Genomic DNA, 25,918 nt, shown 5'->3' on the forward strand with positions numbered 1-25,918 from the left:
CCAGCGTTCATCCTGAGCCAGGATCAAACTCTCCATAAAAATTTATGATGTTTGATTAGCTCATAATACTAAATAGTGTTTGTAACATTTAAGTTACTGTTTTTGGAATTAACGTTGACATATTGTCATTCAGTTTTCAATGTTCATTTTTATTACCACAATAATTAATTATACTCGTTATAAACTTTAAAGTCAACAACTTTTTTATTAATTTTTGAAGTATTTTAATGTTCGTTGATTTGTTTCGCTCAACAAATATATACTATACAGGTTTTCAGTCGTTTTAACAACGGTAAAAATTACACTAACAATAATTAAAAATCTATATAAAACCTTAATAAACGAACTAAATATAGATTTAAATAAATTTTTGTTCGTCTTTGATAAGAAATTGGAATGTAATACCCTATATCCAACATTTTATTCACTCAAATAACAAACTTTAAAAAATTTACGATTTTTTTAAGATAAATTAAAAAATCGCTATTACAAATCGAAATATAACTTTAATAGCTATATTTACTGACAATTTGTAAATAGCGATCCTATTTTACATTTCTGTTCTTCCAGCTATTGCTTTAGATAAAGTAACTTCATCTGCATATTCTAAATCTCCACCTACTGAAAGTCCTTGAGCTAATCTAGTTACTTTAATTCCAATAGGTTTCACTAATCTAGATATATACATTGCTGTTGATTCACCTTCTAAATTAGGATTCATTGCCAATATTAATTCTTTAACCTCTTCATCTTTTAATCTATCTATTAAAGTTGGGATATTAATATCTTCAGGCCCAATGCCATCCATCGGGGAGATAGATCCATGCAATACATGATAGAGACCTTTGTATTCTCTCATCTTCTCCATTGCAATAACATCTTTATCATCTTCGACCACACATATAACTGAACGGTCACGTTGCTTATCTTCGCAAATGTAGCAAGGGTCGTTTTCAGTTATATGTCCACATACACTACAATAGGTAAGCTCACGTTTAACATCTACCAAGGCTTTAGCAAATTGGACTACATCGTCTTCTTTCATATCTAAAGTATGAAATGCCAGACGTTGAGCCGTCTTGGGACCAATGCCTGGCAGTTTCATGAAACTATCTATTAATTTAGATATCGGTTCTGGATAATGCATCTTTAATTACATTCCCGGAATGTTTAAGCCTTGTGTATGCTTACCTAAACGTTCTTGAGTTAATTCGTCCGCTTTGTTCATCGCTTCATTTGTTGCTGCTAAAACTAAATCCTGTAGCATTTCAATATCATCTGGATCTACTGCTTCTTCTTTAATTTCAACATCTACAACTTCTTTATGACCAGTAACTGTAACTGCTACCATGCCACCACCAGCTGTACCTACAATGCGTTCTTCTTTTAATTTTTCTTGTTCTTGAGCCATTTTCTTTTGCATTTTTTGCATTTGTTTCATCATTTGTTGCATATTTCCGCCACCGCGCATAATATCATTTCCTCCTTGAATGTATCGACATTATCTTTTAATTTATATTTTATTATACATACGTTTATATTTATTGTCATGTATCTCTGTTTCATGACTCATTTCGACAATTCACTAACTAAAGTAAGTTCATTCTATTCATAATATAAGTTCTATTCTTCGTCTATTAAATGAACTGTTTCTTCTCCAAATAAATCACGCGCTTTCTGTGCTACATCAGTGTCTTGTTGCTCTTCTCTATCATCAGATGGCGTTTGATGTTCTTCTTTATCATACTGTTTTCTACTATTAATATATTCTGTTCGCACTCTCATCCATTGATCTGAAGGGACCCCAACTACTTCAACATTCTTATTGATGATATTTCTTACTACATTTTCAATGCTAGTTCTTTTCTCATCATCTCTATTCACAATTTCACAGTGAATTTCTTCATCAAATTGAATTAATACTCGTTTTTCACTAGCAGCTACAGGAATTGAGTTTTGTAATAAACTTACTAATGATTTTTTATCATTCTTTTTCGCATAATCTACTACTTCTAGCCAATGTTTCTTCAATAATTGAATATCTTCTTTATTTGCTTCATCTAATACCTTAGCAATATTTGTCATTGAAAATGTGCCTTTATTCTGACGTTTACCACGTGTGTTTGCTTGTGATGATTGTTGTTTAGAACTTGCTTGAGCAATACCTTGTGCTTTAAGTGTTTTCAGTTCATTTTCTAATTGTTCCATACGTTGCAATAACACTTCGTTGTTAGGTTGTGATGCAACTTGAGTCGTTGCTACATTAGTAACGGTATCAGGTTGTGATTTCACCATTTCAGCAATTTTCACTAATAGCACTTCAAAGTGAACATTTTGATTCACACTAAATCGTATTGAAACTAATGTATCATTAATAATATCAATCATATGATAGAGTATGTCTAAATCAAAATTCATTAACGCATCAAATTCAGCGTGATTATTTACAGTTTTATTCATAATTGTATCGCGAACAAAATAAATCATGTCATTTATAAGACGGTTAACTTCTTTTCCTTCAGAAATAAATTGATGATAGCGTGTAAATGCATTTTTAACATTACCATCAACGACATCTTTAAATAATTCATTTAAAGCCGCTTCATCTACACTACCTGTTACGTCTAATGCGTCTTGTAGCGTAAGGTGCTCATCACCAAATGCGATAGCTTGGTCCATGATACTTAATGCATCTCGCATTCCACCTTCAGATGCTTTCGCAATAAACTCAAGTGCTTCATTATCATAATCTAACTGTTGTTCTTCAGCGACAAAGCGTAAACGATCAGTAATTTGTTCAGTACCAATCGCTTTAAAGTCAAAACGTTGTGCACGCGAAATAATTGTAGGCGGGATTTTGTGTGGTTCAGTTGTAGCAAGGATAAATATGGCATGTGCTGGTGGTTCTTCAAGCGTCTTTAATAACGCATTAAAAGCCCCAGTTGTTAGCATATGTACCTCGTCAATAATATACACTTTATATTTCGACTCACTAGGTGCATACTTCACTTTATCTCTAATATTTCGAATCTCATCTACACCATTATTACTCGCAGCATCAATTTCGATAACATCACCATTCGTACCTTGTGTAATGCCTTTACATATCGCACATTCATTACATGGTTCACCGTCTTGAGGATTTAAACAGTTTATCGCTTTAGCAAATACTTTAGCAATACTAGTTTTACCAGTCCCACGAGGTCCACTAAAGATATAGGCATGAGACTGTTTACCTTTGGAAATGGCGTTACGTAACGTCTTAGTTACATGTTCTTGACCCACAACATCTTGGAAACTTTGGGGTCTAAACATTCGATACAAAGCTTGATAATTCACATCCGCACCTCCGTTAACAATTACTCTACATTATACCACGCATTATCATCTAAGTTTCAATGAATTTATTAAGTCATATCAGCATCTTGCACAATTCCATGGGGGTATTCATCCAGTTGATCCCATAAGAATTTTACACGCAAAGCGGATGGATTGGTTTCTTTTGAAAAAATATTATGTTTGTCCGCCGGTTCATAACCTACTTCTTCGAAATATGCCGGGCAACATCCCACAACAATAGTCGTATAATGTTGAGATTTAGCACGTTCTTCAACAGCTTGAACTAAAGCTTTACCTAATCCCTCATTACGATATGGTTTATCTACTATAAGAGAAGCTAATTCCAAAGCTTTGTACCGTTGATCATCCGCCTTTAGGTTAATTTCACTGAGCATGATGTGCCCTATAATATCGCCAGCTTCATTTTTTGCAATCACTTCAAGTTCATAATTATAGTTTAATGCTCTGCGTAGTCTTGAAATGAGTTCTCTTTGCTTTTGACCAACACCTTGACCTTTGTTATCGTAACTTGATTCAATCTTATTTAATGTTTCAATATAATCCATTTCAGTTAATGTACTTAAGAACAGTCGCATAATGACACCCCTTTGATTAGTCCGAGCGGTCCCCATTTTATATTCGAACAAACCACTTTCCCATTTTATACTCATTCATACATATTCTATACAAAAAACGAGCCTGGGACAAAATCAATGTCTCAGGCTACAATTATATATTGGCAGTAGTTGACTAAATTAAAACTACACTTATAACAAGCATTTTTAATTTTAGTCAATCTTGCCAGGGCAGGACAATGAATTCATAAAAATTCCTGTCCTACTCCTCACTTAAATTTATATTTAAAATTTTATTTGTCTCGGTTAGTTTAAAATATTAAAAAACCGTGCACCTTCGAATCGAGTGTGTATCACAAACGTTACCGAAGTCGACAGCTAAATCTCGGCTACCCTACGGCACATATGAGGATCCACTTAATGCTGCTTCCGTCAGGACCTGACATGATTCATGGGTTCATATTGCATAGGACCGAAATCTTCAAACACTACGTGCTTCGGGCAGACTTCACAAAAACACACCCTCAACAAAGGAATTAAGTCTCGCATAAAGCGGATTTCGAGTACAGGGAACCGCTACCTCCCCACCTAGCACGGTAAGTTTTATATTACTATAAACTTTCTTCAGATTGCAAGCGTAAAGTTTCAATTAGTAATTCAATGAATCGAAACCAGTACAATTTCATCTTATAATTTGTGTCGTCTTGAAAATTCTTGGAATTTAAACTCTGTCGCTAAATGCTTCGACACATTGTATTGGAATGGCATCGTATTATTTAAATAAACGACACTTCTCACTGTTGCGGTATATGGCGGTTGTATTTTCCCAAAAACATCATATTCTCTTTCAGTAAAAGGCTCAAAGGTAATCGACTTACTTGAATAACTGATATCTAATCCTAATTGCGTTTCTAAGTAATGATATATAGAATCTTTTGCCACTGAATTCGAAATATCGGATACTATTGAAGTTAAAAAGTAATCTTCATCCAAAATTTTGACCTTTTGATTGACATTTCTCGTGCGTACTACATGGATTAGTACATCATCATTACTAATATTCAATTGCTTTTTAACATGAGGAACTGAGTTTGCTTTAACCAATTCGTTAATGAGCACTTCCGTTTCATGCTTGAGACCAAGTTCCTCTTGCACTTCTTTGAAGCTAATCAATTCTGAGAACGGAAACTCCGTGATACCTTGATCTATTACAATGGACCCCTTACCCCTAATTTTTTGAATCATGCCATCATTTGCTAATAAATCCAATGCTTTTCTAACAGTCTCACGTGACGCTCCATACAGCGTTAATAATTCATGTTCTGAAGGTAGTTGTTGTCCGTATGTGTATTCGCCCTCATGTATTCGTTGTTTAAGTTGTTCATATATTGTTATGAATTTTTGTGTTGCCATTTGTTTCTCCATTACATCAACCTATTTACTTTTTATTGAACATTAATCACTACTGCACCAAATGGAGATATTTCACCATTTTCTATTGTACCGCTTTGAATTATCGTCGTCCCCTCACTATTAAGGTCTTCAGGTAATTTTATTGTTTCTTTTGAAAAGTTAGCAACGACTAGCCACGTTTGGTTGTCATAATTTCGACGATAAATGAATAACTGTGGATGTTCCATATACATCGGCTCGATATCACCATACGTGATGATATCGTGTTCATGACGTAATTTGATAAGTTCGCGATACGTGTGTAGTACAGAGGTAGTATCTTCGATTGCCGCTTCTACATTAATGTGTTCTGTATTGTTAGGAATATCAATCCATGGCGTACCTGAAGTGAAACCTGCTTGTTTCTCCGATGTCCATTGAATAGGTGTTCTAGAATTGTCACGTGATTTTTGACCTAAAATTGTTAGAACTTCACTTTCATCAATACCTTGTTGCACTAGATTATCGTAAGCATTACGCGACTCGACATCGCGATATTGCTGAATAGAATCAAAGTGTGGATCTGTCATGCCAATTTCTTCACCTTGATAGATATAAGGTGTTCCTTGCAACATGTGTAATGCGATTGCCAACATTTTAGCACTTGCTTGACGATTCTCTTCTGTAGAATCATCGCCAAAACGAGAAACAACGCGTGGCTGATCATGATTACACCAGAAAATCGCATTCCATCCTCCACCTTCAAATATTCCAATTTGCCAATCCATCAAAATTTCTTTTAATTTTAAAAAGTCTAATTTAGCGTTCGACCATTTTTCTCCATCGACATAATCTACTTTTAAATGATGGAAATTAAAGACACTACTTAACTCTTGTCGATCTGGTCTTGTATAATTGATACAGTTATCAATTGTTGTAGAGGACATTTCTCCTACCGTCATCATATCTTTATCACCAAATGTATGACGATTAAGTTCATGGAGATATTCATGTACACGTGGACCGTCAGTATAAAATTCTTTACCAATTTGTGGTGAATCTTTAAATTCACCTTTTGAAATAAGATTAATTACATCAAAGCGGAAACCATCTACACCAAATTGAATCCAATGATTAACAACCTCATATAAAGATTGTCTAACCTTTTCATTATCCCAATTTAAATCTGCTTGTGTAACATCAAATAAATGTAAATAATATTCATCCGTCTTCTCATCATATTGCCAAGCATTCCCACCAAACTTAGATTCCCAATTAGTTGGAGGGCCATCTTGAGAAGGCTTGAAGTAATAATAATCACGATAAGGGTTATCTTTAGAACTGATCGCTTCTTTAAACCATCGGTGTTCTGTAGACGTATGATTAATAACTATATCTAACATGACTTTCAAATCACGCTTATGCGCTTCGCTTATTAAAGTTTCAAAATCTTCCAATGTACCAAAGCGTTCATTTATTTTTAAATAATTACTAATATCGTACCCATTATCATTCATTGGGGATTCATAAACAGGAGTTAGCCAAATATAATCGACGCCTAAATATTGAATATAATCCAACTTCTCAATAATGCCATTTATATCACCCTCACCATTACCTGTAGTGTCGTTAAATGATTTAGGATAAATTTGATAAACTACCGATTTCTTCCAATCTTTATGTGCCATAGATAGTCACCTTCCATTTAATTATAGTTTTATATGCATTAAAGACGCTCAAACACTTAACATGTGAAATTTGAACGTCTTCATTTGTATTAATTATTTCGCTACAGTTTCGTCTGGCGTTGCCACCATTTTTTTAGCTTTAATTGTTGTAAATCTTGCAAAGATGATTGTCAAAATAGCTGGTATCACCATAGCAAGTAGTGTGACTGGTATATAAATGAACCAAAATTCACTGTGGATTGATATGAATGCTGGAACACCACCTACACCAACACTACCTAACACCTTATTAGCGCCAATAATGGCACCTAAAACGCTTGATGTACAAATAGCAGCGAAGAAAGGTACTTTTAACGGTAAGTTTACACCAAACATTGCAGGCTCTGTAACACCTAAAAATGCTGATACACTTGAAGTTAATGCTAAACCTTCTTCTTTTACCATTTTACGTCGTTTATAAATAAACCATGCTCCAAAAGCAGCAGAACCTTGGCAAATATTAGAAATCGCAACGATAGGCCATAAATATGTACCACCTAATTTACTACCCATTAATTGGAAATCTACTGCTAAGAACATATGGTGTAATCCCGTAATAACAAGTGGTGCATAGAAGAAACCATAAAGTGCACCGCCTAACCAACCAGCGTGTTCAAAGACAAATTGTACTGCTCCAGTTATACCTGTACCTACTGCAAGTGCAATCGGACCAATAATAATAAACGCTAAAAAACCTGTTACGAGTAGCGCTACTGGACCAACAACCAACATTTTAATAGAATCATGAACAACTTTATTTAATGCTTTCTCAATGAGTGATAAGACATAGGCCGCAATTAAAACAGGCAACACTTGACCTTGATAATTTAATTGCTTAATTTCTAAATCAAAAAGATTCCATGTCGGAATATGTCCTTTAGCAATATCGTATTGTGAAACTAATTGTGGATGCATCAAAATAAGTCCTAGTACCAGTCCTAAAATAGGACTACCACCAAACACTTTCATACTACTCCAACCAATTAAAGCTGGTAAGAAGATAAATGCTGTACTTGCAATTACGTTAATAATATTTGATATATCACCCAACTGTGGAAACTGTTCCACAAGTGGTTTAGGACCAAATAAATCTTTCATGGTAAGTAAATTATTAATCCCCATTAAAAGACCCGCTGTAACTAATGCCGGTAAAATTGGTATAAAAATATCTCCCAATAATTTTATAAGTCGTTGTAACGGATTACCTTTCTTCGATGCAGCAGCTTTTGCATCATCTTTTGACGATTCTTCTACACCCGTTTCTTGAATAAATTGCTTATATACTTCGTCTACAGTACCAGGCCCAATAACAATTTGGTATTGGTTATCCGCTTTAAATTGGCCTTTGACAAGCGTATTGTCATCTAGTGCATCTTTATCAACTTTATTGTCATCTTTTAACACTAAACGCAATCGAGTAACACAATGTGTTGCAGTATCAATATTTTCTTTCCCACCAATTGCTCTGACGATGTCCTGCACGTCCTTTCTTTTTACAGCCAAACCCTTCACTCCCTTGTTTATAATAGCTCAAGTATAACTTGTCTAGACAAGTTTTGTAAAGGCTTTCATTTTTGTATTCAAACATAAAAATTGGACTGATGATTTTTAGTCATCAGTCCAATTTATTATAGAGCCTAAAAAAGACAAGTACTCAATATGTTATAAATTGAGTACTTGTCTTTTTTATATTTATTAGTCTTGGATTTTAATTATAATGGCGGAGGAAGAGGGATTCGAACCCCCGCGGCCCGTTAAGGCCCTGTCGGTTTTCAAGACCGATCCCTTCAGCCGGACTTGGGTATTCCTCCAATGAACACAATAAATATCATATACCACGGTTCATCGGAAGTCAATTACTTTTAAGTTTAAAATGTAAAATTATCCATTTTATTTTCATTACTATCTTATTTTTAAAGTAACTTACACGAATACCTTTTGTTTCAAGAATTTATCGACAGATTGAGCAACAGCACGTCCTTCTTTAATCGCCCAAACTACAAGACTTTGACCTCTTCTCGCATCCCCAGCGGCAAATATTTTTTCTTTATTAGTGCGATAATCTTTATCGTTGGCGATGATTTTATTTTGTTGGGTAGCAATATCAAAAGATCTTGGTACTGTAGGTTCGGTACCTTCGAAGCCTATCGATAAAAGAACAAGATCTGCTGGCCAATGTCTTTCAGTACCATCTACGACAACCATTCCTTCTGGTGTTTCCTCTAAGATTTGTGTATATACACCACGAACATTACCAATATGATCAACATCATATCGCATAGTTTGAACACCATAAGCGCGAGGCTCTCTACCAAAACGTGCTTCATATTCTTTATGAGCATAATCCATTTTGAAAACAGGTAATGCAAGTGGCCACGACGTATTACTTTCAAACGCAATTTCTTCAGGTGCTTTTGTATATTTGTTAAATTGGACAATTGACTTACAATTTTCACGTAAGGCAGTAGCAACACAATCCGCGCCAGTATCACCAGCACCTATGATGATTACATTTTTTCCTTTAGCCGTAATAGTTGGTTCGTCAATTTCACCATTTAGTAATTGAGTCTGCTCGGTTAAATAATCCATAGCAAAGTGAATACCTTGACCCATACGTCCTTCTAATGGCAGGTCACGTGCTTTTTGAGCTCCTGTACATAAGATAATAGCGTCATATGTCTGTTCTAATTCTTCGCGTGAGATATCCAAACCAATGTTGGTATTCGTTTTAAATGTAATACCTGCTTCTGTCATCAGTGTAATACGGCGACGTACAACATCCTTATCTAATTTCATATTGGGAATTCCATACATTAATAAACCACCCGCTTCTGCGGCTCTTTCAAACACCGTCACTTGATAACCCATGTAATTGAGCTCTTCAGCTGCAGAGAGGCCTGCAGGACCACTCCCAACAATCGCTACAGATTGTTCTAACCGTTGCTTAGGATATTTAGGTTTAACCCAACCATTATCATATGCTTCATCAATAATCGTGCGTTCTATCCCTTTAATTGCGACTGATTCACGATTAATCTTCATGACACAAGATTGTTCGCAAGGTGCAGGACAAACACGTCCTGTAAATTCAGGAAAATTATTTGTTTCACTTAAACGTTGATATGCAGCTTTGAAATCCTGGCGATAAACCAAATCATTCCACTCAGGAACGTAATTACCAATAGGGCAACCAATGGTTTCTCTACCGAAAGGAAGACCTGTTTGACAGAATGGTGTCCCACAATCCATACATCGTGCGCCTTGAACAGATGCTTCATCACGTGAAAAGCGTTGTTGAAACGCATCGTGATTTTTCAGACGTTCAACTAAAGACAGTTCAGATAATGATTGCTTTTCATATTTCATAAATCCTTTAAACTCACCCATAACAGACCTCTCCTTTCTTTAATAAATAACTGCTGGCTGTAATTCTTGTTCAATTGTCGTGCGTTCATCATAGAATGCTGCCAGTTTAGCATCATCAAGTTGTGGCAAATGACGACTTTGTAATTCAATTTTTTGCATCATTAGTTCATAATCTTTTGGAATCACTTTAATAACTTTGTCTGCCACATGTTCAAAATCATTTAAAATTGACGCTGCTTTTGTACTTTGTGTATAACGATAATGTTCCTCTAACATTGTTTTAAGTAACGCTTTCTCCTCTTTGTGTGTCACTCTCTCAAAAGCTAGGGTTGGTAATTGGTTTTTACGTTTGAATAATTCGAGATTACTTGGAAATACGTAACAAACGCCTCCGCTCATACCTTGACCGAAGTTCTTACCTACATCTCCTAAATTGACTACATGTCCTCCAGTCATATATTCCAAACCATGATCACCGATACCTTCTACTACTACATCAACACCACTGTTTCTAATACAAAAACGTTCGCCAGCACTACCATTAATAAAGGCTTTACCTTTTGAAGCACCATAGAAACATACATTCCCAGCAATAATTTCACGTTCGCGTTGTTTATTTGGTGCCTTAATCACAACAGTACCACCTGATAACCCTTTACCAACGTAATCATTTGCATCACCTGTATGTTGGACTAACAATCCTGATGGTGCGAATGCCGCTAAACTTTGTCCAGCATGACCATGTGTTTTAGCTACAATTGTCCCCTCTGGTAACCCTTTAATACCGTGACACTGAGTAATGTAACTTCCTGTGATAACACCTACATCTCGTTGTTCATTATTAATCACATAATTCCCTTTAAATAATTTTCCATCCTCAATACTTTGTTTAGCATCTTTATATAGATAATTTAAATCGAAACCTATATCTAAATGATGATTTTGATTAATTTCTTTTGAGTTAGGGCCATCATCTGAATCCAATAACTTCTCAATGTCTAGTGTTGCTGCTTTTGATTGTTCATCAATTCGACTTGAGCGTTGTAACAAGTCGGTACGTCCAACCAATTCTTCAACTGTTCTTATTCCTAAGGATGCTAAGACCTCTCTTAACTCTTCAGCTATGAAATGCATAAAGTTAACAACGTGGTCAGCCTTACCTCTAAATAACGCTCTTAAATCTTTGTTCTGAGTCGCGATACCTACTGGACATGTATCGTTATGACAAACGCGCATCATGATGCACCCTAAAACAACTAATGGTGCAGTCGCGAATCCAAATTCTTCGGCACCTAGTGCACATGCTAGCGCAACATCTCTACCTGTCATCAACTTTCCATCTGTTTCTAAACGAACACGACTACGTAAATGATTTAATTTCAATGTTTGATGCGTTTCAGCTAAACCAAGTTCCCAAGGTAACCCGGCGTGTTGAATACTCGTCTTAGGCGATGCGCCTGTACCACCGTCATATCCACTCACGACGATTTTATCTGCAAATGCTTTAGCAACACCAGATGCAATGGTTCCAATACCTGTTTTCGAAACTAATTTAACTGCTACATCAGCACTTCTGTTTGCATTCTTTAAGTCATGAATAAGTTGTCCTAAGTCTTCAATTGAATAAATATCATGATGAGGTGGAGGTGAAATCAATCCGACACCTGGCGTTGAACCTCGTGTTTCAGCAATCCAAGGATATACTTTTGTGCCCGGTAACTGTCCTCCTTCTCCCGGCTTAGCACCTTGAGCAACTTTAATTTGTAATTCTTTTGCATGTTGTAAATAATTACTAGTCACACCAAAACGGCCTGAAGCCACTTGCTTGATAGCACTTGATAACACAGTACCGTCTTCTTGTATTTCATAACGTTTAGGATTTTCTCCACCTTCGCCACTATTACTTTTACCACCAATTTTATTCATAGCTTGTGCTAATGTTTGATGTGCTTCTTCAGAAATAGAACCATAACTCATTGCACCCGTATTAAACCGTTTAACAATGCTTTCTACTGACTCAACCTCACTAATATGAATCGACTGCTGTGCTTTGAATTCTAATAAATCGCGTAGATGATCATTTCTTTGCTCATGAATAGCATTCGAAAAAGTTTTAAACTGTGTATAATCATTCTCACGACATGCATGTTGTAACAAATGAATTGTTGTAGGATTAAACACATGATGTTGACCTTGTTGTCGCCATTGGAAGACACTTCCTGAATCTAGGTACTCATTATGTCTTTGTTGACGCATTTTATTTTCAGTATCAATTTGTTGAATGCTTAGCCCTGATAACTTAGACTGTGTTCCAGTGAAATAGTCATCAATGACTTCTTGAGATAGACCAACCGCTTCAAAGATTTGAGCACCTTGATAACTTTGAACAGTAGAGATACCCATCTTCGCCATTACTTTAATAACACCCTCTGATAGCACACGTGTATAAGTTTCAACGTTATCGGAAACGGTGCCTTCTAAACGATGTGTTTCAGTTAAATGTGCAATGGTATGTTGAGCTAAATATGGAATAACAGCATTTGCACCATAGCCTAATAAGCATGCTACATGATGAACTTCACGCGTTTCTCCAGATAGTGCCACTAAGCTAGTATCCATACGTAGACCTTCTCTGATTAATAACTGATGAATATGACTGATAGCTAATAGCATTGGCATAGCGTAGCGTTGTTCTTTCACTTTACTTTCATCATCATTATCAATAAGTTCACTATCATCAAGAACTAATATAGTATGACCATCTCGAGTAGCTTGTATCGCCGCTTCACCCAGTCTTTCCAATGCCTCTTTAAGGTTATCTTGATATAGTGTAGATAAGTGTTTCACGTTAAACTTACTCTGTTTTATCTTATCTAATTGAGTTAAAGTCAAGACAGGCTTTGCTAATTGAATACGATCTAATACTGTTTCATCAGGATGGAACAAATTCCCCTCTCCACCTAAGTAAGATAATTCACTTGTTACTATCTTTTCGCGATAAGCATCAATAGGTGGGTTAGTTACCTGTGCAAATAATTGTTTAAAGTAATTAAATAAAGATTCTGGTCTTTCATTTAATACTGCGAGTGGCGCATCATAGCCCATAGCACCAATTGGATCTTTCTTACCTTTTACTAATTCAGCCATATATTTATAGATATCTTCTTTCGTATATCCAAATTGACGCTGTAATTCAAATAATGTCTCACTATTTAATAAAGGTTGGTGATAGGTTTGTCCTTCTAAGTTTAGGTCCACTTTGTGGTTATCCAACCATTCTTTGTAAGGATATTGATTGGCAATTCGAGCTTTTAATTCATTATTTTCAACCACTTTATGAGAGTCAAAATCTACGAGTAGCAACTTCCCAGGATTGAGCTGCCCTTTATAAGCAACATTGACTTCAGGTACATCTACTACACCTACTTCAGATGAAAAAACAATAAAATTATCTTTTGTAATTGTGTAACGACCTGGTCGTAATCCATTTCGGTCAGTTAAGGCACCAATTTTATCTCCGTTACAGAATGAAATCATTGTTGGTCCATCCCATGGTTCCATTAAATAGCTATAAAACTCATAGAACGCACGAACATTGTCGTCATTTTCTTTGTTGTATAACCATGGTTCAGGAATAAGCAACATCGCTGCTTCTTCAGGTTCCATTGCCAACGATAAAAATTCCAACGCGTTATCTACAATCGCTGAATCACTTCCATCTTCATCAACAATGTTTTGAATTTTAGTATGTTCTTCGCCAAATAATGTTTGAATTAATTGTCTTTGACGCGCTCTCATCCAATTCACATTACCTTTAATCGTATTAATTTCACCATTGTGCATTAATAATCGGTTTGGATGCGCACGCTTCCAACTCGGGAACGTATTCGTACTAAATCTTGAATGAACAAGTCCTAGTTTAGATTGATAGTCTTCGTGATTTAAATCTAGATATAGTTTCTTAATTTGATCTGAACGTAACCAACCTTTATAAACAATTGTCTTATGCGATAAACTTGTGAAATAAAGCCCTAAATCTTGTCGTTCTGCATATTGCTCTATTTGCTTTCTCGCTATATACAATGGTTTAGCGGGTGTTTCAATTAATCTAATATCAATAAACACTTGTTGAATGTGTGGCATCGTAGACGCAACATGAGGTGCCACTGCATTAACATCGACAGGCACATCACGATAGCCAATTACCTTTAAACCTTCACTTTGAAAGTAGTCATTGAATTGCGTTTCATGTTTCGTACCTTGAATCTTTTCATTAGAGAAAAAAAGACCTACCGCATAGTCTCCCTCGTTAGGTAAGTCTAAATTGACATGTGCTTTAAAAAATTGAAATGGTATTTCGGTCATAATACCTGCACCATCACCTGTTATACCATCTGCGCCAACTCCACCACGATGATCAAGACGGCGTAACATTTCAAGTGATTTTTCGATGATATCGTGTGACCTTAAATTATTCATGTTTGCGTAAAACCCAATACCGCATGCATCATGTTCCTCACGGTAATCGTATAATCCTCTTTTTAATCTTTCATCAAACATGATGCCCACTCCTTTTGAGAATTTTCAGAAAATTTACTGTTAATAATAATTAATATAATGTAAAATATTTATCTGAACAATATATTAATTAGATGACTTTATTCTAATAATTAGAACAGTTAATAATAATAGGTAAATTTGAAAAGTTGGAAGGGGCATGTATATGGAAATTAAACAATTAAAATATTTTGTAGAAGTAGCACGTAGAGAACACATCTCTGAAGCAGCACTTGAGTTGAACATAGCCCAATCTGCAATAAGTCGGCAAATTACATTATTAGAACAAGAATTGCAAGTAACGTTATTCAATAGACAAGGGAGAAATATTCATTTAACCTCACATGGTAAAGCTTTACTCAATCAAGCTACTCAAATTTTAGAGCAATTAGATGAAACGATAGCGTTATTTCAACAAACAAATCATAAAAATGCACACGTTCTGAATATTGGTTTTGAGGAAAGCTATATCTCTCAAATGATTACTGCGATCATCCAAGCATTTGAACGACAATATGATAGCATCATCGTTCCTCATATTATGTCATCATCTGATATTTCCGAGGCACTTTATAATGGCAAAATAGACATTGGCCTAGTTGAAATTAACGCCGAACTTCAGAAGAATACTAATCTATCATTAAAACCATTATTTGAGGAAACATATCATATTTATGTACCTAAAGATGACGTCATTGCTTTATCGATTAATCCTCCGCTAACACAATTTGCCAAAACACAACTATTCACTTTAAAACCTTTGGCATCGACAATTGAAAGTCGTTTACAGCACACTTTAAAGCTGCCAGTTAATATAGTTGGTTCTAAATCTTTAGCGAATTATTTACTTAAACATCAACGTGGTTATGTTATCTTGCCAGATTATTTATCTTTAGATAATGATCAAGATGAATTATGTGATATTTCGTTAGGCCATACAGAATTAAAACGATCATTTTGCGTCGTCTTTAAAAAGGATAATAAAAAGGTTGATATACTTAATTTATCGAATTTAATACATCAACTTTTAAGCAAAGTATCTACATACCACTAATGTTATAAAGAGGTATTCGATAATTAAATGGATACTATTTGAATAATGACGCTGAGGGGCGTATAATCACTCTGACTTAATTAAGGATAGAATTTGATTTATAAATGAGGGTTAAACTAATGAATGCACAAAAACGCAACAATTCTAGTCATCGCTTGATGAATCGCATCATAGTTCTAATTGGTGTACTTATTATCGGTGCTTTTATCTTTACGTTTTTCAATGCTAGTTTCTACAATACACCTATCGGTAAAGTTACTCATGTAGAAACAAGTAACGCTCAAAAGGTTGTTGATGAGCAACATAATACAGATTTTAAATACAAACAGCATTTAACAATAAAGATATTAAATGGAAAATTTAAAGGTGAATCAACTACGATAGACAATACATATGTTAAATCTCAAGCAGATTCAGAGCACTTTAGCAAAAATAACAAGGTGCTAATGCATATTCAAAATAGTCCTAAAGATGCAACTATCTTAGAGAAAAAACGCGATAGCTTAACTGTAGCAATCGCAGGTATATTCATTATGTCTCTCTTACTAGTAGGACGTAATGTAGGCTTACAATCTATTCTGTCACTAATCTTTAACACTGGTGCTATCTTGATAGCTATTGCAATTCATGATAAACATCCATCTACTAATCTATTCATTTTGATGAGTGTGGCAATCATTTTCTCCACCATTGTCACGTTATTGCTCGTCACTGGTTGGCACATGCGCACTTGGATTACAACAGTCGGTACGTTATTAGGCACATTTTTATGTATTGGTATCACTCAAATTATTATTCAGTTCACCAATGGTGCTGGTATTAAATATGAAACAATGAGTTTTTTAACGCTGCCACCTAAAGATATATTTTTAGCTTCTGTACTTATAGGATCATTAGGTGCAGTGATGGATGTTGCTATTACAATATCAAGCGGTATGTATGAAATATTACAACGTACGCCTAACATTTCTTTATCACGTTGGGCTTTAGCAGGTCGTAATATAGGACAGGATATTATGGGTACAATGACGAACATTTTACTTTTCTCTTACTTATCAGGAAGTCTACCGATGTTCTTGATTTATTTAAAAAATGCTAACACATTTACGTATACGATTTCGATGAACTGGTCTTTAGAAATTGCTCGTGCTTTAACTGGTGGTATTGGTATCGTTCTAACGATTCCAATTACAATTAGTTTGATGGTTATGTGGATGAAATGGAAGGGTGTGACAAGATGAATGCAGTCGTCCTACTAGCACTAATTTTATTAATTTTAATGCTCATTTTTGGCGGTAAAAAAGGCTTAATCTCATACTTAACATTATTTTTAAATTTTATTATCTTGCTAATTAGTATTGTGTTCATCTTATTTGGAACACCTATTTACCTAGTTTCACTAGTTTTTTGCATTGTCATTGCCGCATGTAACTTATTTATTTTAAATAGTTATAACATTAAGACCAAAGCAGCTTTTATTGCTACAATAATTACTACCATTCTCTTAATAGTTGGTATTTATCTATCAATAAGTATCGGTCACTTACAAGGCTTTACTACGGAACAACAAGACGAAACATATATTTTTTCAATGAATATCGGTATTGATATGGTTCAATTCTCAGTATTTACAGTCATTTTAGCAGTAATTGCAGCAGTCATCGACTTAACCATAACTATAAGTTCTCCAATGTATGAACTTAATGAAACTAACCCCACCCTTTCACGTAAGGCATTGTTCCAATCAGGCATGCGTGTAGGTAGAGAAATTCTAGCAACTTCTGCCAATACGATATATTTAGCTTATTTTGGTGGTCAATTGACATTATTCTTTTGGTTTTTCCAATTACATTATTCTTTCGGACATATCATCAACTCAAAAATATTTGCCCAAGAATTTATTTCAATCTTACTAGGTGGAATTGCCGTAGCGATTAGTATCCCGATTACGGCATGGATTACAGCTTTATTAATTAAACACCCTAAATTTAATCAAAAGCATTCTGAAATTTCTTCGCAATCTACGGATTAAAATTTAAAAAACTAACTTATAAAAATATAATAACCGGGACACAGTTCTCTCAAAAATAGCCAGTAAATGAGTCTTGATAAATTCATTCACTGGCTTGTTTATTTATAAGCATCTATATTTTAAAATTCATAACGTAAACTGGTCGCCCTTCTAAAATTGCATCTCCAGTAATAGAATATTGGGCTCGCTTATATAATCCGATGGCTTTGTCGTTGTCAGTATTCACAGTTAATATTATTTCATTAATGTAAGGAAATGTTGAATTTATATAGCTTGGTAGTTGTTGAATCACTGCTTTTCCAAGACCTTGACCACGATATCGTGCATCCACACTAAATGAACGGAAAAATATAGCTTTATTATTGTCACTATATGGTTTAACACCCTGACCTTCATGTAAAGTAAAGAAGCCCACACATTGATTATCTCTCATAACAAGAGTCGGGTGACGCTCGTCGTCTCCTTTAGCTAAATCAATATTTTGGATAGGTGTCCGAGTGAATTTTCTATCTTCTGGTAATATTTCAAATACATCTAATAATGGTTTATCTTGATTTGAATATGGTCGAATTTCCATTATGCCCCTACTTTCTCTCTGAAAATGTTTCAATCCACTTTATAACAGCGGGTGCTATTAACGTTGTATCAGATTTATCGAACCAACGTATATCAGTAATTTCATTATCAATTTCAACGTTATTCCAGTCAATTTCTTGTTGAAGTTTAAATCCATTTAGTTCTGTTAGCATGTTCGTTTGCGGGTATGCATCGCCTATGACCGTTCCAATATATGTGAAATCCTCTTGTGGAAACTCTAATTGTAGTTCCTCTTTTACTTCCCTTTGTATCGCTTCTAATTGCGTTTCACCTTCATCAATTTTACCACCCGGGAAATAATACTTCTCTCTATTTCTTACTTGTACTAATAAGATTTGGTTCTCTGTTTCCTCCACTAAACAAACACACTTTATCATATGATCACACCTTTTTAACGAAATGTTTTGTACTTCAAAAATATATGTTATTTTAGTATGATGTTAACATATAATAATATACTAAATGATTATTTGATGACATTTAGATATTTCGGAGGGTATTATTCATGGCAAAAAAATCAAAATTAACGCGCGTTTCAAATTTAGTTAGTACAGCAGGCTTTATCGTAGATGGTTATAACGGTATTAAATTCGACGCGAAAAATAAAAATCTAGTTTATTTATCTTTAGGCCTAAGCACTGTAGGCACACTTTTAGATTTCGTAGTATCAATGAAATCTCCTTACAAATTCCGTAAGCTAACATCATTCGTATCATTCATTATTAATGTTACACGTTTAGCTTCAAGCTTTAGAAAAGTTAAAGAAGACTATAATTTCCAATAATATAAAAAAGCTAATCAAAAGAAGTAAAGTATACTTCCTTTTGATTAGCTTTTTTTGATAAATTAATGAATAAATTTATAATTGCGTACTTGATAAGCAGGGATTGTACGATATGTTAAAATACCTGGACTCGCACTAAAGTTCATTTCTGAAACTAAAATACTACCATTGCTATTAACACGTTCTACAAATGCTACATGACCATAATAACCGGCATCTGATTGTGCAATTGAACCTACTGTTGGGTTACCATCAATACGATACCCATCTCTAGCTGCAGCATTATCCCAGTTATTGGCATTCCACCAATAAGTACTAATACCTTTTCCAATAGCAGCACGACGATTAAACACATGCCATGTACATTGTCCCCAATCATATAAATTTCTATGATTAAATACTGGTGATGAATAATACGTTGATTGTGCTGAACGCGTTGAGTAAGTGTTTGAAGAAGCTGAACCACTAACTCTTAATTTTTGACCAGGATAAATAAAGAAATTATTTAATCCATTTAATCTCATAATATGTTGATATGTTGTACCATATCGGCTAGCAATAGATGACAGTGAATCCCCATAACGTACTGTATAAGTACTTGATGAACCACCACTATTTGAATTATAACTTGAGTGTGAATTTGAACTTACAGACCCAGATACTTTTAATTGTTGACCAGGGAAAATTAAAAAGCTATTTAAGCCATTTAAATTCATAATATGACGATATGTTGTACCATATCGACTAGCGATAGATGATAAACTATCCCCTGCTCTAACAGTATATGTACTACTTGAATTACCGTAATTTGAACGACTTGAATAATTAGAAGATCCTGAAACTTTTAATACTTGGTTTGGAAAAATAAGATTTGATGATAAGCCATTTAATGATTTTAATTTAGATACAGTGATACCATAATGGTGTGAAATAGACCATAAAGATTCACCACTTCGAACTGTGTGCGTTGTTGATGCTTCAGCTTGATGAGCAAATAATGTACTAAGTGCTCCTGTCCCTAATACTGCTGTTGCTAGAATTTTTTTATTCATACAAAGCGCCTCCTTAATCTTATGCTTGTTCATTGGGTTACTCACCACTTACTTCTAGTTGTACTAGACACTTATCTGTATTAAATCTTTATTACATACTTCTTTCTTTTATCCGTTCAAGTAGTGTACTTATACTAAATTAATACAATTTAGCATGATATTCCATTTCAATTTGATTACATATCTATGAATTTTTTGTACACTACTTTTAAATTTTAAATAATATGCATAGAAATATAATTTACTTTTCATAAGTGTATAACACATTCTCAACTATTGAGATTTAACTTTTATTAAAAATTAAGAGGGTGGAACAAAATTGATTGTCCCACCCCCATATGGCTGACTAGAGTTGAGAAAAGATATCTTCTATCCTCAGTCAGTTAATTCTAACTATAATGTAGAATTAAAATATTATTTTTGTCTTAACTCATTTGATTTAGTTCAAAGTATCAATGGCTTGTTTTAAATCTTCAACTAAATCATCTGTATCTTCAATACCGATTGATAAACGTACGAGTCCATCAGTGATACCTTCTTTAGCACGGACATCAGCAGGGATAGATGCATGTGTCATTAAAGCAGGTACTGAAATTAAACTTTCAACTGCACCTAAACTTTCAGCTAATGTGAAGTAGTTTGTTTCACGAATAAGTTGTTTTGCTGCTTCAGTATCCTTCACTTCAAAAGCAACCACGCCTGTATGACCACTTGCTTGAGCGACATGAATATCATGGTTTAAATGGTCTTTAATACTTGGATGGAATACTTGTTGAACTGACGGATGGTTTTGTAACATTTCAACAATTGCTTCAACATTACGATTAATTTGTTCCATACGTAATCCTAATGTTTTAATACCACGAACTAATAAATAACTATCTTGTGGTCCAAGAACACCACCTGTTGAATTTGAAATAAAGGCTAAGCGTTCTCCTAACTCGTCATCGGCAGTTGCAACCAAACCAGCTACTACATCACTATGACCGCCAATATATTTAGTAGCTGAATGTAATACAATATCAATACCGAAATCTAATGGATTTTGATAGTAAGGTGTCATAAATGTATTATCTACTACTGAAATTAAGTTATTTTCTTTTGCAATTTCTACTGTACGTTTAATATCTGTTACACGCAATAATGGATTTGATGGTGTTTCGACATATAACATTTTAGTTTCTGGTTTAATATAGTCTTTGACATTTTCAATATGAGTTGTATCTACGAAATCAACATCGATGCCATAACGTGTAAATACTTTCGTTAGGGCACGATAAGTTCCACCATACACATCAGAATTTAAAATAAGATGATCACCTTTATCTAACAACATGATGACCGCACTGATAGCCGCCATACCTGAGCCAAAAGCAAAACCATGTTTACCATTTTCTAAATTAGCAATAACACTTTCAATCGCTGTACGTGTTGGGTTAGCTGTACGAGAGTACTCGTATCCTTGTCTTAAGTCACCAATCTCGTCTTGTAAATACGTACTTGTTTGGTAAATAGGTGTCGTAACTGCACCTGTAAAGTCATCTGTTGTATGTCCACCATGAATCATTTGTGTTTTTTTCTTCATCATTATTCTCCTTTGTATTCAAATATTTTTTTCGACATATAACGATCGCTTCCATCTGGAAAAATGGTTACAATAACGCCCTTATCGATTTGATTTTTAATGTCTAAAGCACCTTGTAAAGCAGCGCCTGATGAGCTACCTACTAATAATCCTTCTTGTTGTGCTAAACGTTTAACATTGGCAAAGCCATCTTTATCACTTACTGTAATGATTTGATCTACTAAACTTCGTTCCAAAAAGATGGGCCATTTTTCTGAACCAATACCTTCAATATCATGCGAATGTGCTTCGCCACCATTTAATATTGAGCCTTCTGGTTCAACGATCACATTCTTTACATTATACTGTTTAAGATGTTGTGCAACGCCTGTAAACGTACCTCCTGAACCCACGCCTGCAACAAAGTAGTCTATGTTTGGCAAAGTATCAGTCAGTTGTTTACCTAACGTATGCGTATATGCCGCTGGATTATGTTCAGTTTCAAATTGGTTCATATATACTGCCCCGTATTCTTGGGCGTAGCTTCTTGCTTTAGTTTGCGCACCAATCACGCCTTCATCTTTAGGCGTACGTTTAATATCTGCGCCTAATGCACGCATAATTGATATTTTTTCTTCAGAAAAGCCCTCTGGCGCAAAAATAACACATTTTAAATGATACCGATTAGCAGCAATTACAAGTCCTATTCCAGTATTTCCCGCTGTAGCTTCAACAATCGTGTCCCCCGAAGAAACTCGACCTTCTTTTATGGCTGTTTCAACAAGGTATTTACCTAGTCTATCTTTTACACTACCACCTGGATTGAATTGCTCTAATTTAGCATAAATCTGAACGTTCTCATCGCTAAAACTCTCCAGTAATACGAGTGGTGTTTGTCCTATTAAGTCAAATGCAATCATATTAATTATCTAAAGCGCTCTTATTCGCTTTGACTCAACCTACCTTCTGTTTATAGTATTCATTAACCCCAAATTTAGTTTATAATTCTTACTCAATCACTATGAATTATACGATAATCTTTAGATTTATGCAAAACTGCAAATTTTAAACTTTTCCATGTAATATATAAGAACTCAATAACTATCGTTCAACTTAATACTCGTGTTACGATAATATCGATGCAAACACAATAATTGATTATACGTATTAATAATACTTAAAGGAGAATCGTAATGACATCAAAAGCCGATTTATCTCTATCTGTGTTTACTAATGAACACTATAAAAGCATAAAATATACCAATAGTACCTTTAGAAACGCTATGTACGACGATTTAGAAATTAATAAGAGTTATTTTAAAAACTGTGACTTTTCTGAGGGCATATTTAAAAATGTTCATACCGTGTCTAACACTAAATTAATTAATTGTGACTTTAGCAGTAGTATTTTTGTAAACATTAATTTCTTTAAAACGTTAATGAGTAAAGTAAACTACAGTGTAACTACATTCGATGATAGTCAATTCAACGCACTAACTATAGAACAGACTTCCTTCAAAGACTGTAGCTTACGCAACGTCACTTTCAACGATGTTGTCTTAAAGAAAGTCGTGTTTGAAAATGTGGCATTAGATTTATGTAACCTAGACAATGTTAAAATTAAAGATTGTGTATTTAAAAATGTTTCAATCAACAATTCAGCAATTTCTGAGAAAGTGATGAAAGAATTACGCAAACAAGACGTTCGTTTTGAAAACATGTAATCCTACTGTTCCACATTTGTATCATTTCTAACATATCCCTTTTTAATATCAAAACTGATATGTTTTAGATGTAGTGTTAAAAGGAATAAAGAATCAAAGTATCTAAAGGGGGGGAAGATTGATGTCTACACATGAAAATGATCACTATGAAGCGTTTGAATCGAGTCAACTTAACCGTGAAGATTTAATGGATTTAAGCGAGTTACGACAACAAGTTGACGCATTTAAAACAAATAATAATGATTCAGAATTAAAAGAACATATTGCTTCAGAATTAATTAAGTGGAAAGAGTATATACGAGATCAATATAGACCAGAAGATCCAGCTGAACAGTCAAGATTGTCTAATATTGCTGATAAAGTTCAAGGTGATATAGACTCAGCTTTTGAATATAATGATGGTTCAAAAATATTTGCTTTTTTAGAGGCTTCTTATCAAAGAAGTAAGGAAGATTTAGTGTACGGTCGTACGTTAATTCTTTTTTCTGAAAAAGATACAATAAAAAGAGCACTTTCATTCTTTGACTCTGATGAGGAAAACCATAAACTTGCTGACTTTATTGTTTCTAAAAATATAGAAATTGGTAAAGAAATCATGTCTGAAGATTATTTAGAGCTATTAGAAATTGAACGAGATTATATAAATGCTCGTTTCAATTAGTAAAAAAGGTTAGCCACATATGTGTGACTAACCTTTTTATATTGTATGATCTTTAGAATAATTGAACGATAAACACGAGTATAATAACGGCTGGCATAACGAATTTAATTAAAAAATACCATGGCGCAAAGAATTTGAACTTGTCGCGACCGAAACTTTCTTTTAAAGCTTCTTTATCTAATAATTGCCCTACTACTAATGTTGTCCCAAGTGCGCCTAAAGGCATTAAAATGTTTGAAACTATGAAATCCATATTATCAAAAATAGTTCCCGCACCAAATTTAATATCACTTAAACTGCTAAATGATAGCGTAGCTGGAATACTAATAATTAATACCAATATACTTGCGATAAATGCTACAGATTTACGCTTAGAATTATCATTTTTAGTGAAATTAGATACGTTTAATTCTAATAGCGAAATAGAAGAAGTTAATGCAGCAAATAAGAATAAGATTAAGAATATGAAATAAAACATAACGCCAAAGCCCATTTGACTAAATACTAATGGTAAAACTTTGAACAATAGTCCTGGCCCCTCCTGAGGTTCATATCCAAACGTTTTTAAAGCTGGAAATATGGCTAAACCAGCTAATACAGATACTAAAATATTCATAATTACTATTGAAATTGCTGATGACTTTATTGTCATTTCTTTTGGCGCATAACTTGCATAAGTAATCATCCCAGTTGTTCCCAATGATAACGTAAAGAATGACTGACCTAACGCAAATAGAATACCTTCCATTGAAATATCTTCTAGACGTGGCTGTAGAATATAACGCACGCCGTCTATCGCGCCGTCTAAAGTTAAAGATTTGACTACCACGATAATTAAAAAGATAAATAATAGCGGCATCATTACTTTAGATGCTTTTTCTAACCCTTTTTCAACGCCCAACATGACGATTATCATTGTTAAAAAGATAAAAATCCCCTGGCCTAAAACAGTTAGCCATGGATTACTAATGATTGCTTCAAAATTAATATTTGTCAGTGTCGTTTTCTCAATAGATAACATTTGTAAGATGACATTACCAATGTAGATAATGATCCATCCACCTATAACACTATAAAATCCAAATAATATAAATACTGCTAAATTACCATTCCATCCAATAATGTTTAGCCATTTCTTACCAGTTAACTTGCTATATATGTGAGTAGTATAAGTACGTCCCATCTTACCTACTGTAAATTCCATAATTAATAGCGGTAACCCTACAAAAATAGTAAATATTAAGAATAAAAGTAAAAAAGCTCCGCCACCATAAATGCCTGCCATGTACGGAAACTTCCACATTGCTCCTAGTCCTATTGCCGATCCCGCACTGGCTAAGATAAATCCGGTTGATGTCTTCCATTGTGACTCTTTGCTCAATTCATCCACTCCCTTTAACGCGTTAAAGCGTTTATGCACTTAAGTAATACTTTAACACGTCTTGCTTATAAGTGCAATATACATAGATTTTTTATTTTTTTATCTTTATAGTA

The 25,918-nt window shown here is 34.3% G+C and carries 21 protein-coding genes, 1 tRNA gene and 1 other RNA gene; 6 read left to right on the forward strand and 17 right to left on the reverse strand.

Going from position 1 to position 25,918, the window contains the following annotated elements; genetic code table 11:
* Nucleotides 1–550: 550 nt before the first annotated feature.
* The 11 genes from recR to gltB all read right to left on the reverse strand — a co-directional run bounded on the left by recR (nucleotide 551) and on the right by gltB (nucleotide 14,959).
* Nucleotides 551–1,147 carry a recombination mediator RecR gene (recR, locus tag AC1RRU_RS07820; RefSeq protein ID WP_011276782.1) on the reverse strand — a complete coding sequence of 199 codons (597 nt, stop codon included), beginning with the start codon at nucleotides 1,145–1,147 and terminating at the stop codon, nucleotides 551–553.
* Between the two features lie 6 nt (nucleotides 1,148–1,153).
* Nucleotides 1,154–1,471 (reverse strand): YbaB/EbfC family nucleoid-associated protein, encoded by a 318-nt coding sequence (locus AC1RRU_RS07825; protein WP_001213992.1) that lies wholly within the window; start codon nucleotides 1,469–1,471, stop codon nucleotides 1,154–1,156.
* Nucleotides 1,472–1,623: 152 nt separating this feature from the next.
* On the reverse strand, nucleotides 1,624–3,339 hold the full coding sequence (gene dnaX / locus AC1RRU_RS07830) for a DNA polymerase III subunit gamma/tau (RefSeq protein ID WP_053026389.1): 1,716 nt from the start codon (nucleotides 3,337–3,339) through the stop codon (nucleotides 1,624–1,626).
* 68 nt (nucleotides 3,340–3,407) lie between these two features.
* Nucleotides 3,408–3,935 carry a GNAT family N-acetyltransferase gene (locus tag AC1RRU_RS07835; protein WP_037552564.1) on the reverse strand — a complete coding sequence of 176 codons (528 nt, stop codon included), beginning with the start codon at nucleotides 3,933–3,935 and terminating at the stop codon, nucleotides 3,408–3,410.
* Nucleotides 3,936–4,241: 306 nt separating this feature from the next.
* Nucleotides 4,242–4,511, reverse strand: an RNA gene (gene ffs, locus AC1RRU_RS07840) — signal recognition particle sRNA large type.
* A 90-nt stretch (nucleotides 4,512–4,601) separates the two neighbouring features.
* Nucleotides 4,602–5,327, reverse strand: coding sequence for a trehalose operon repressor (gene treR, locus AC1RRU_RS07845; protein ID WP_037552567.1), 726 nt, complete (start codon nucleotides 5,325–5,327; stop codon nucleotides 4,602–4,604).
* A 32-nt stretch (nucleotides 5,328–5,359) separates the two neighbouring features.
* A complete protein-coding gene (gene treC, locus AC1RRU_RS07850; RefSeq protein WP_037552570.1) occupies nucleotides 5,360–6,994 on the reverse strand; it encodes an alpha,alpha-phosphotrehalase in 1,635 nt (544 codons plus the stop codon).
* Nucleotides 6,995–7,087: 93 nt separating this feature from the next.
* Entirely contained in the window at nucleotides 7,088–8,536 is a 1,449-nt protein-coding gene (treP, locus tag AC1RRU_RS07855) for a PTS system trehalose-specific EIIBC component (RefSeq protein WP_011276787.1), read from the reverse strand.
* Nucleotides 8,537–8,751: 215 nt separating this feature from the next.
* Nucleotides 8,752–8,844 (reverse strand) — tRNA-Ser (locus AC1RRU_RS07860).
* 112 nt (nucleotides 8,845–8,956) lie between these two features.
* Nucleotides 8,957–10,420 carry a glutamate synthase subunit beta gene (locus AC1RRU_RS07865; protein WP_037570145.1) on the reverse strand — a complete coding sequence of 488 codons (1,464 nt, stop codon included), beginning with the start codon at nucleotides 10,418–10,420 and terminating at the stop codon, nucleotides 8,957–8,959.
* An 18-nt stretch (nucleotides 10,421–10,438) separates the two neighbouring features.
* Nucleotides 10,439–14,959, reverse strand: a complete 4,521-nt coding sequence (gltB, locus tag AC1RRU_RS07870) for a glutamate synthase large subunit (RefSeq protein ID WP_070861864.1) — start codon at nucleotides 14,957–14,959, stop codon at nucleotides 10,439–10,441.
* Nucleotides 14,960–15,122: 163 nt separating this feature from the next.
* On the opposite strand from gltB, the gene gltC reads away from it, so the two are divergent.
* The 3 genes from gltC to AC1RRU_RS07885 all read left to right on the forward strand — a co-directional run bounded on the left by gltC (nucleotide 15,123) and on the right by AC1RRU_RS07885 (nucleotide 18,042).
* Nucleotides 15,123–16,010 carry a glutamate biosynthesis transcriptional regulator GltC gene (gltC, locus tag AC1RRU_RS07875; protein WP_029376673.1) on the forward strand — a complete coding sequence of 296 codons (888 nt, stop codon included), beginning with the start codon at nucleotides 15,123–15,125 and terminating at the stop codon, nucleotides 16,008–16,010.
* A gap of 158 nt (nucleotides 16,011–16,168) precedes the next feature.
* Nucleotides 16,169–17,251, forward strand: coding sequence for a YibE/F family protein (locus tag AC1RRU_RS07880; RefSeq protein WP_172458794.1), 1,083 nt, complete (start codon nucleotides 16,169–16,171; stop codon nucleotides 17,249–17,251).
* On the forward strand, nucleotides 17,248–18,042 hold the full coding sequence (locus tag AC1RRU_RS07885; protein ID WP_011276792.1) for a YibE/F family protein: 795 nt from the start codon (nucleotides 17,248–17,250) through the stop codon (nucleotides 18,040–18,042). The genes AC1RRU_RS07880 and AC1RRU_RS07885 overlap by 4 nt, the downstream gene beginning before the upstream one ends.
* Nucleotides 18,043–18,154: 112 nt before the next feature.
* Here AC1RRU_RS07885 and AC1RRU_RS07890 read toward each other — a convergent pair whose 3' ends face one another.
* Together AC1RRU_RS07890 and AC1RRU_RS07895 are read right to left on the reverse strand one after the other, a co-directional pair.
* The gene (locus AC1RRU_RS07890) at nucleotides 18,155–18,619 is read right to left on the reverse strand and encodes a GNAT family N-acetyltransferase (protein ID WP_011276793.1); all 465 of its coding nucleotides are present in this window, start codon (nucleotides 18,617–18,619) and stop codon (nucleotides 18,155–18,157) included.
* 7 nt (nucleotides 18,620–18,626) lie between these two features.
* A complete protein-coding gene (locus AC1RRU_RS07895; RefSeq protein ID WP_011276794.1) occupies nucleotides 18,627–19,016 on the reverse strand; it encodes an NUDIX hydrolase in 390 nt (129 codons plus the stop codon).
* Between the two features lie 128 nt (nucleotides 19,017–19,144).
* On the opposite strand from AC1RRU_RS07895, the gene AC1RRU_RS07900 reads away from it, so the two are divergent.
* Nucleotides 19,145–19,423 (forward strand): hypothetical protein, encoded by a 279-nt coding sequence (locus tag AC1RRU_RS07900; protein WP_011276795.1) that lies wholly within the window; start codon nucleotides 19,145–19,147, stop codon nucleotides 19,421–19,423.
* Between the two features lie 62 nt (nucleotides 19,424–19,485).
* Here the strand turns inward: AC1RRU_RS07900 and AC1RRU_RS07905 are convergent, their stop codons facing one another.
* The 3 genes from AC1RRU_RS07905 to AC1RRU_RS07915 all read right to left on the reverse strand — a co-directional run bounded on the left by AC1RRU_RS07905 (nucleotide 19,486) and on the right by AC1RRU_RS07915 (nucleotide 22,959).
* A complete protein-coding gene (locus tag AC1RRU_RS07905) occupies nucleotides 19,486–20,475 on the reverse strand; it encodes a LysM peptidoglycan-binding domain-containing protein (RefSeq protein WP_011276796.1) in 990 nt (329 codons plus the stop codon).
* Between the two features lie 439 nt (nucleotides 20,476–20,914).
* Entirely contained in the window at nucleotides 20,915–22,060 is a 1,146-nt protein-coding gene (locus AC1RRU_RS07910) for a bifunctional cystathionine gamma-lyase/homocysteine desulfhydrase (RefSeq protein ID WP_016931207.1), read from the reverse strand.
* 2 nt (nucleotides 22,061–22,062) lie between these two features.
* Nucleotides 22,063–22,959, reverse strand: a complete 897-nt coding sequence (locus tag AC1RRU_RS07915; protein WP_016931206.1) for a PLP-dependent cysteine synthase family protein — start codon at nucleotides 22,957–22,959, stop codon at nucleotides 22,063–22,065.
* A gap of 273 nt (nucleotides 22,960–23,232) precedes the next feature.
* On the opposite strand from AC1RRU_RS07915, the gene AC1RRU_RS07920 reads away from it, so the two are divergent.
* Entirely contained in the window at nucleotides 23,233–23,763 is a 531-nt protein-coding gene (locus tag AC1RRU_RS07920) for a pentapeptide repeat-containing protein (protein WP_016931205.1), read from the forward strand.
* 121 nt (nucleotides 23,764–23,884) lie between these two features.
* A complete protein-coding gene (locus tag AC1RRU_RS07925) occupies nucleotides 23,885–24,424 on the forward strand; it encodes a hypothetical protein (protein ID WP_016931204.1) in 540 nt (179 codons plus the stop codon).
* A 52-nt stretch (nucleotides 24,425–24,476) separates the two neighbouring features.
* On the opposite strand, the gene AC1RRU_RS07930 is transcribed toward AC1RRU_RS07925, so the two are convergent.
* Complete coding sequence (locus AC1RRU_RS07930) at nucleotides 24,477–25,805, reverse strand: sodium-dependent transporter (protein WP_016931203.1); 1,329 nt, start codon at nucleotides 25,803–25,805, stop codon at nucleotides 24,477–24,479.
* Nucleotides 25,806–25,918: the final 113 nt, after the last annotated feature.

Source organism: Staphylococcus sp. GW821-FHT11H10 (assembly GCF_058807855.1).

Excerpts from the sequence above, each read along its gene's own strand:
- AC1RRU_RS07920 (WP_016931205.1), top strand. The coding sequence starts at position 23,233 with ATGACATCAAAAGCCGATTTATCTCTATCTGTGTTTACTAATGAACAC.
- recR (WP_011276782.1), bottom strand. The coding sequence starts at position 1,147 with ATGCATTATCCAGAACCGATATCTAAATTAATAGATAGTTTCATGAAA.
- AC1RRU_RS07825 (WP_001213992.1), bottom strand. The coding sequence starts at position 1,471 with ATGCGCGGTGGCGGAAATATGCAACAAATGATGAAACAAATGCAAAAA.
- AC1RRU_RS07835 (WP_037552564.1), bottom strand. The coding sequence starts at position 3,935 with ATGCGACTGTTCTTAAGTACATTAACTGAAATGGATTATATTGAAACA.
- AC1RRU_RS07900 (WP_011276795.1), top strand. The coding sequence starts at position 19,145 with ATGGCAAAAAAATCAAAATTAACGCGCGTTTCAAATTTAGTTAGTACA.
- AC1RRU_RS07885 (WP_011276792.1), top strand. The coding sequence starts at position 17,248 with ATGAATGCAGTCGTCCTACTAGCACTAATTTTATTAATTTTAATGCTC.
- treC (WP_037552570.1), bottom strand. The coding sequence starts at position 6,994 with ATGGCACATAAAGATTGGAAGAAATCGGTAGTTTATCAAATTTATCCT.
- AC1RRU_RS07865 (WP_037570145.1), bottom strand. The coding sequence starts at position 10,420 with ATGGGTGAGTTTAAAGGATTTATGAAATATGAAAAGCAATCATTATCT.
- AC1RRU_RS07905 (WP_011276796.1), bottom strand. The coding sequence starts at position 20,475 with ATGAATAAAAAAATTCTAGCAACAGCAGTATTAGGGACAGGAGCACTT.
- AC1RRU_RS07925 (WP_016931204.1), top strand. The coding sequence starts at position 23,885 with ATGTCTACACATGAAAATGATCACTATGAAGCGTTTGAATCGAGTCAA.
- AC1RRU_RS07910 (WP_016931207.1), bottom strand. The coding sequence starts at position 22,060 with ATGAAGAAAAAAACACAAATGATTCATGGTGGACATACAACAGATGAC.
- AC1RRU_RS07895 (WP_011276794.1), bottom strand. The coding sequence starts at position 19,016 with ATGATAAAGTGTGTTTGTTTAGTGGAGGAAACAGAGAACCAAATCTTA.
- treR (WP_037552567.1), bottom strand. The coding sequence starts at position 5,327 with ATGGCAACACAAAAATTCATAACAATATATGAACAACTTAAACAACGA.
- gltB (WP_070861864.1), bottom strand. The coding sequence starts at position 14,959 with ATGTTTGATGAAAGATTAAAAAGAGGATTATACGATTACCGTGAGGAA.
- AC1RRU_RS07880 (WP_172458794.1), top strand. The coding sequence starts at position 16,169 with ATGAATCGCATCATAGTTCTAATTGGTGTACTTATTATCGGTGCTTTT.
- gltC (WP_029376673.1), top strand. The coding sequence starts at position 15,123 with ATGGAAATTAAACAATTAAAATATTTTGTAGAAGTAGCACGTAGAGAA.
- AC1RRU_RS07915 (WP_016931206.1), bottom strand. The coding sequence starts at position 22,959 with ATGATTGCATTTGACTTAATAGGACAAACACCACTCGTATTACTGGAG.
- AC1RRU_RS07890 (WP_011276793.1), bottom strand. The coding sequence starts at position 18,619 with ATGGAAATTCGACCATATTCAAATCAAGATAAACCATTATTAGATGTA.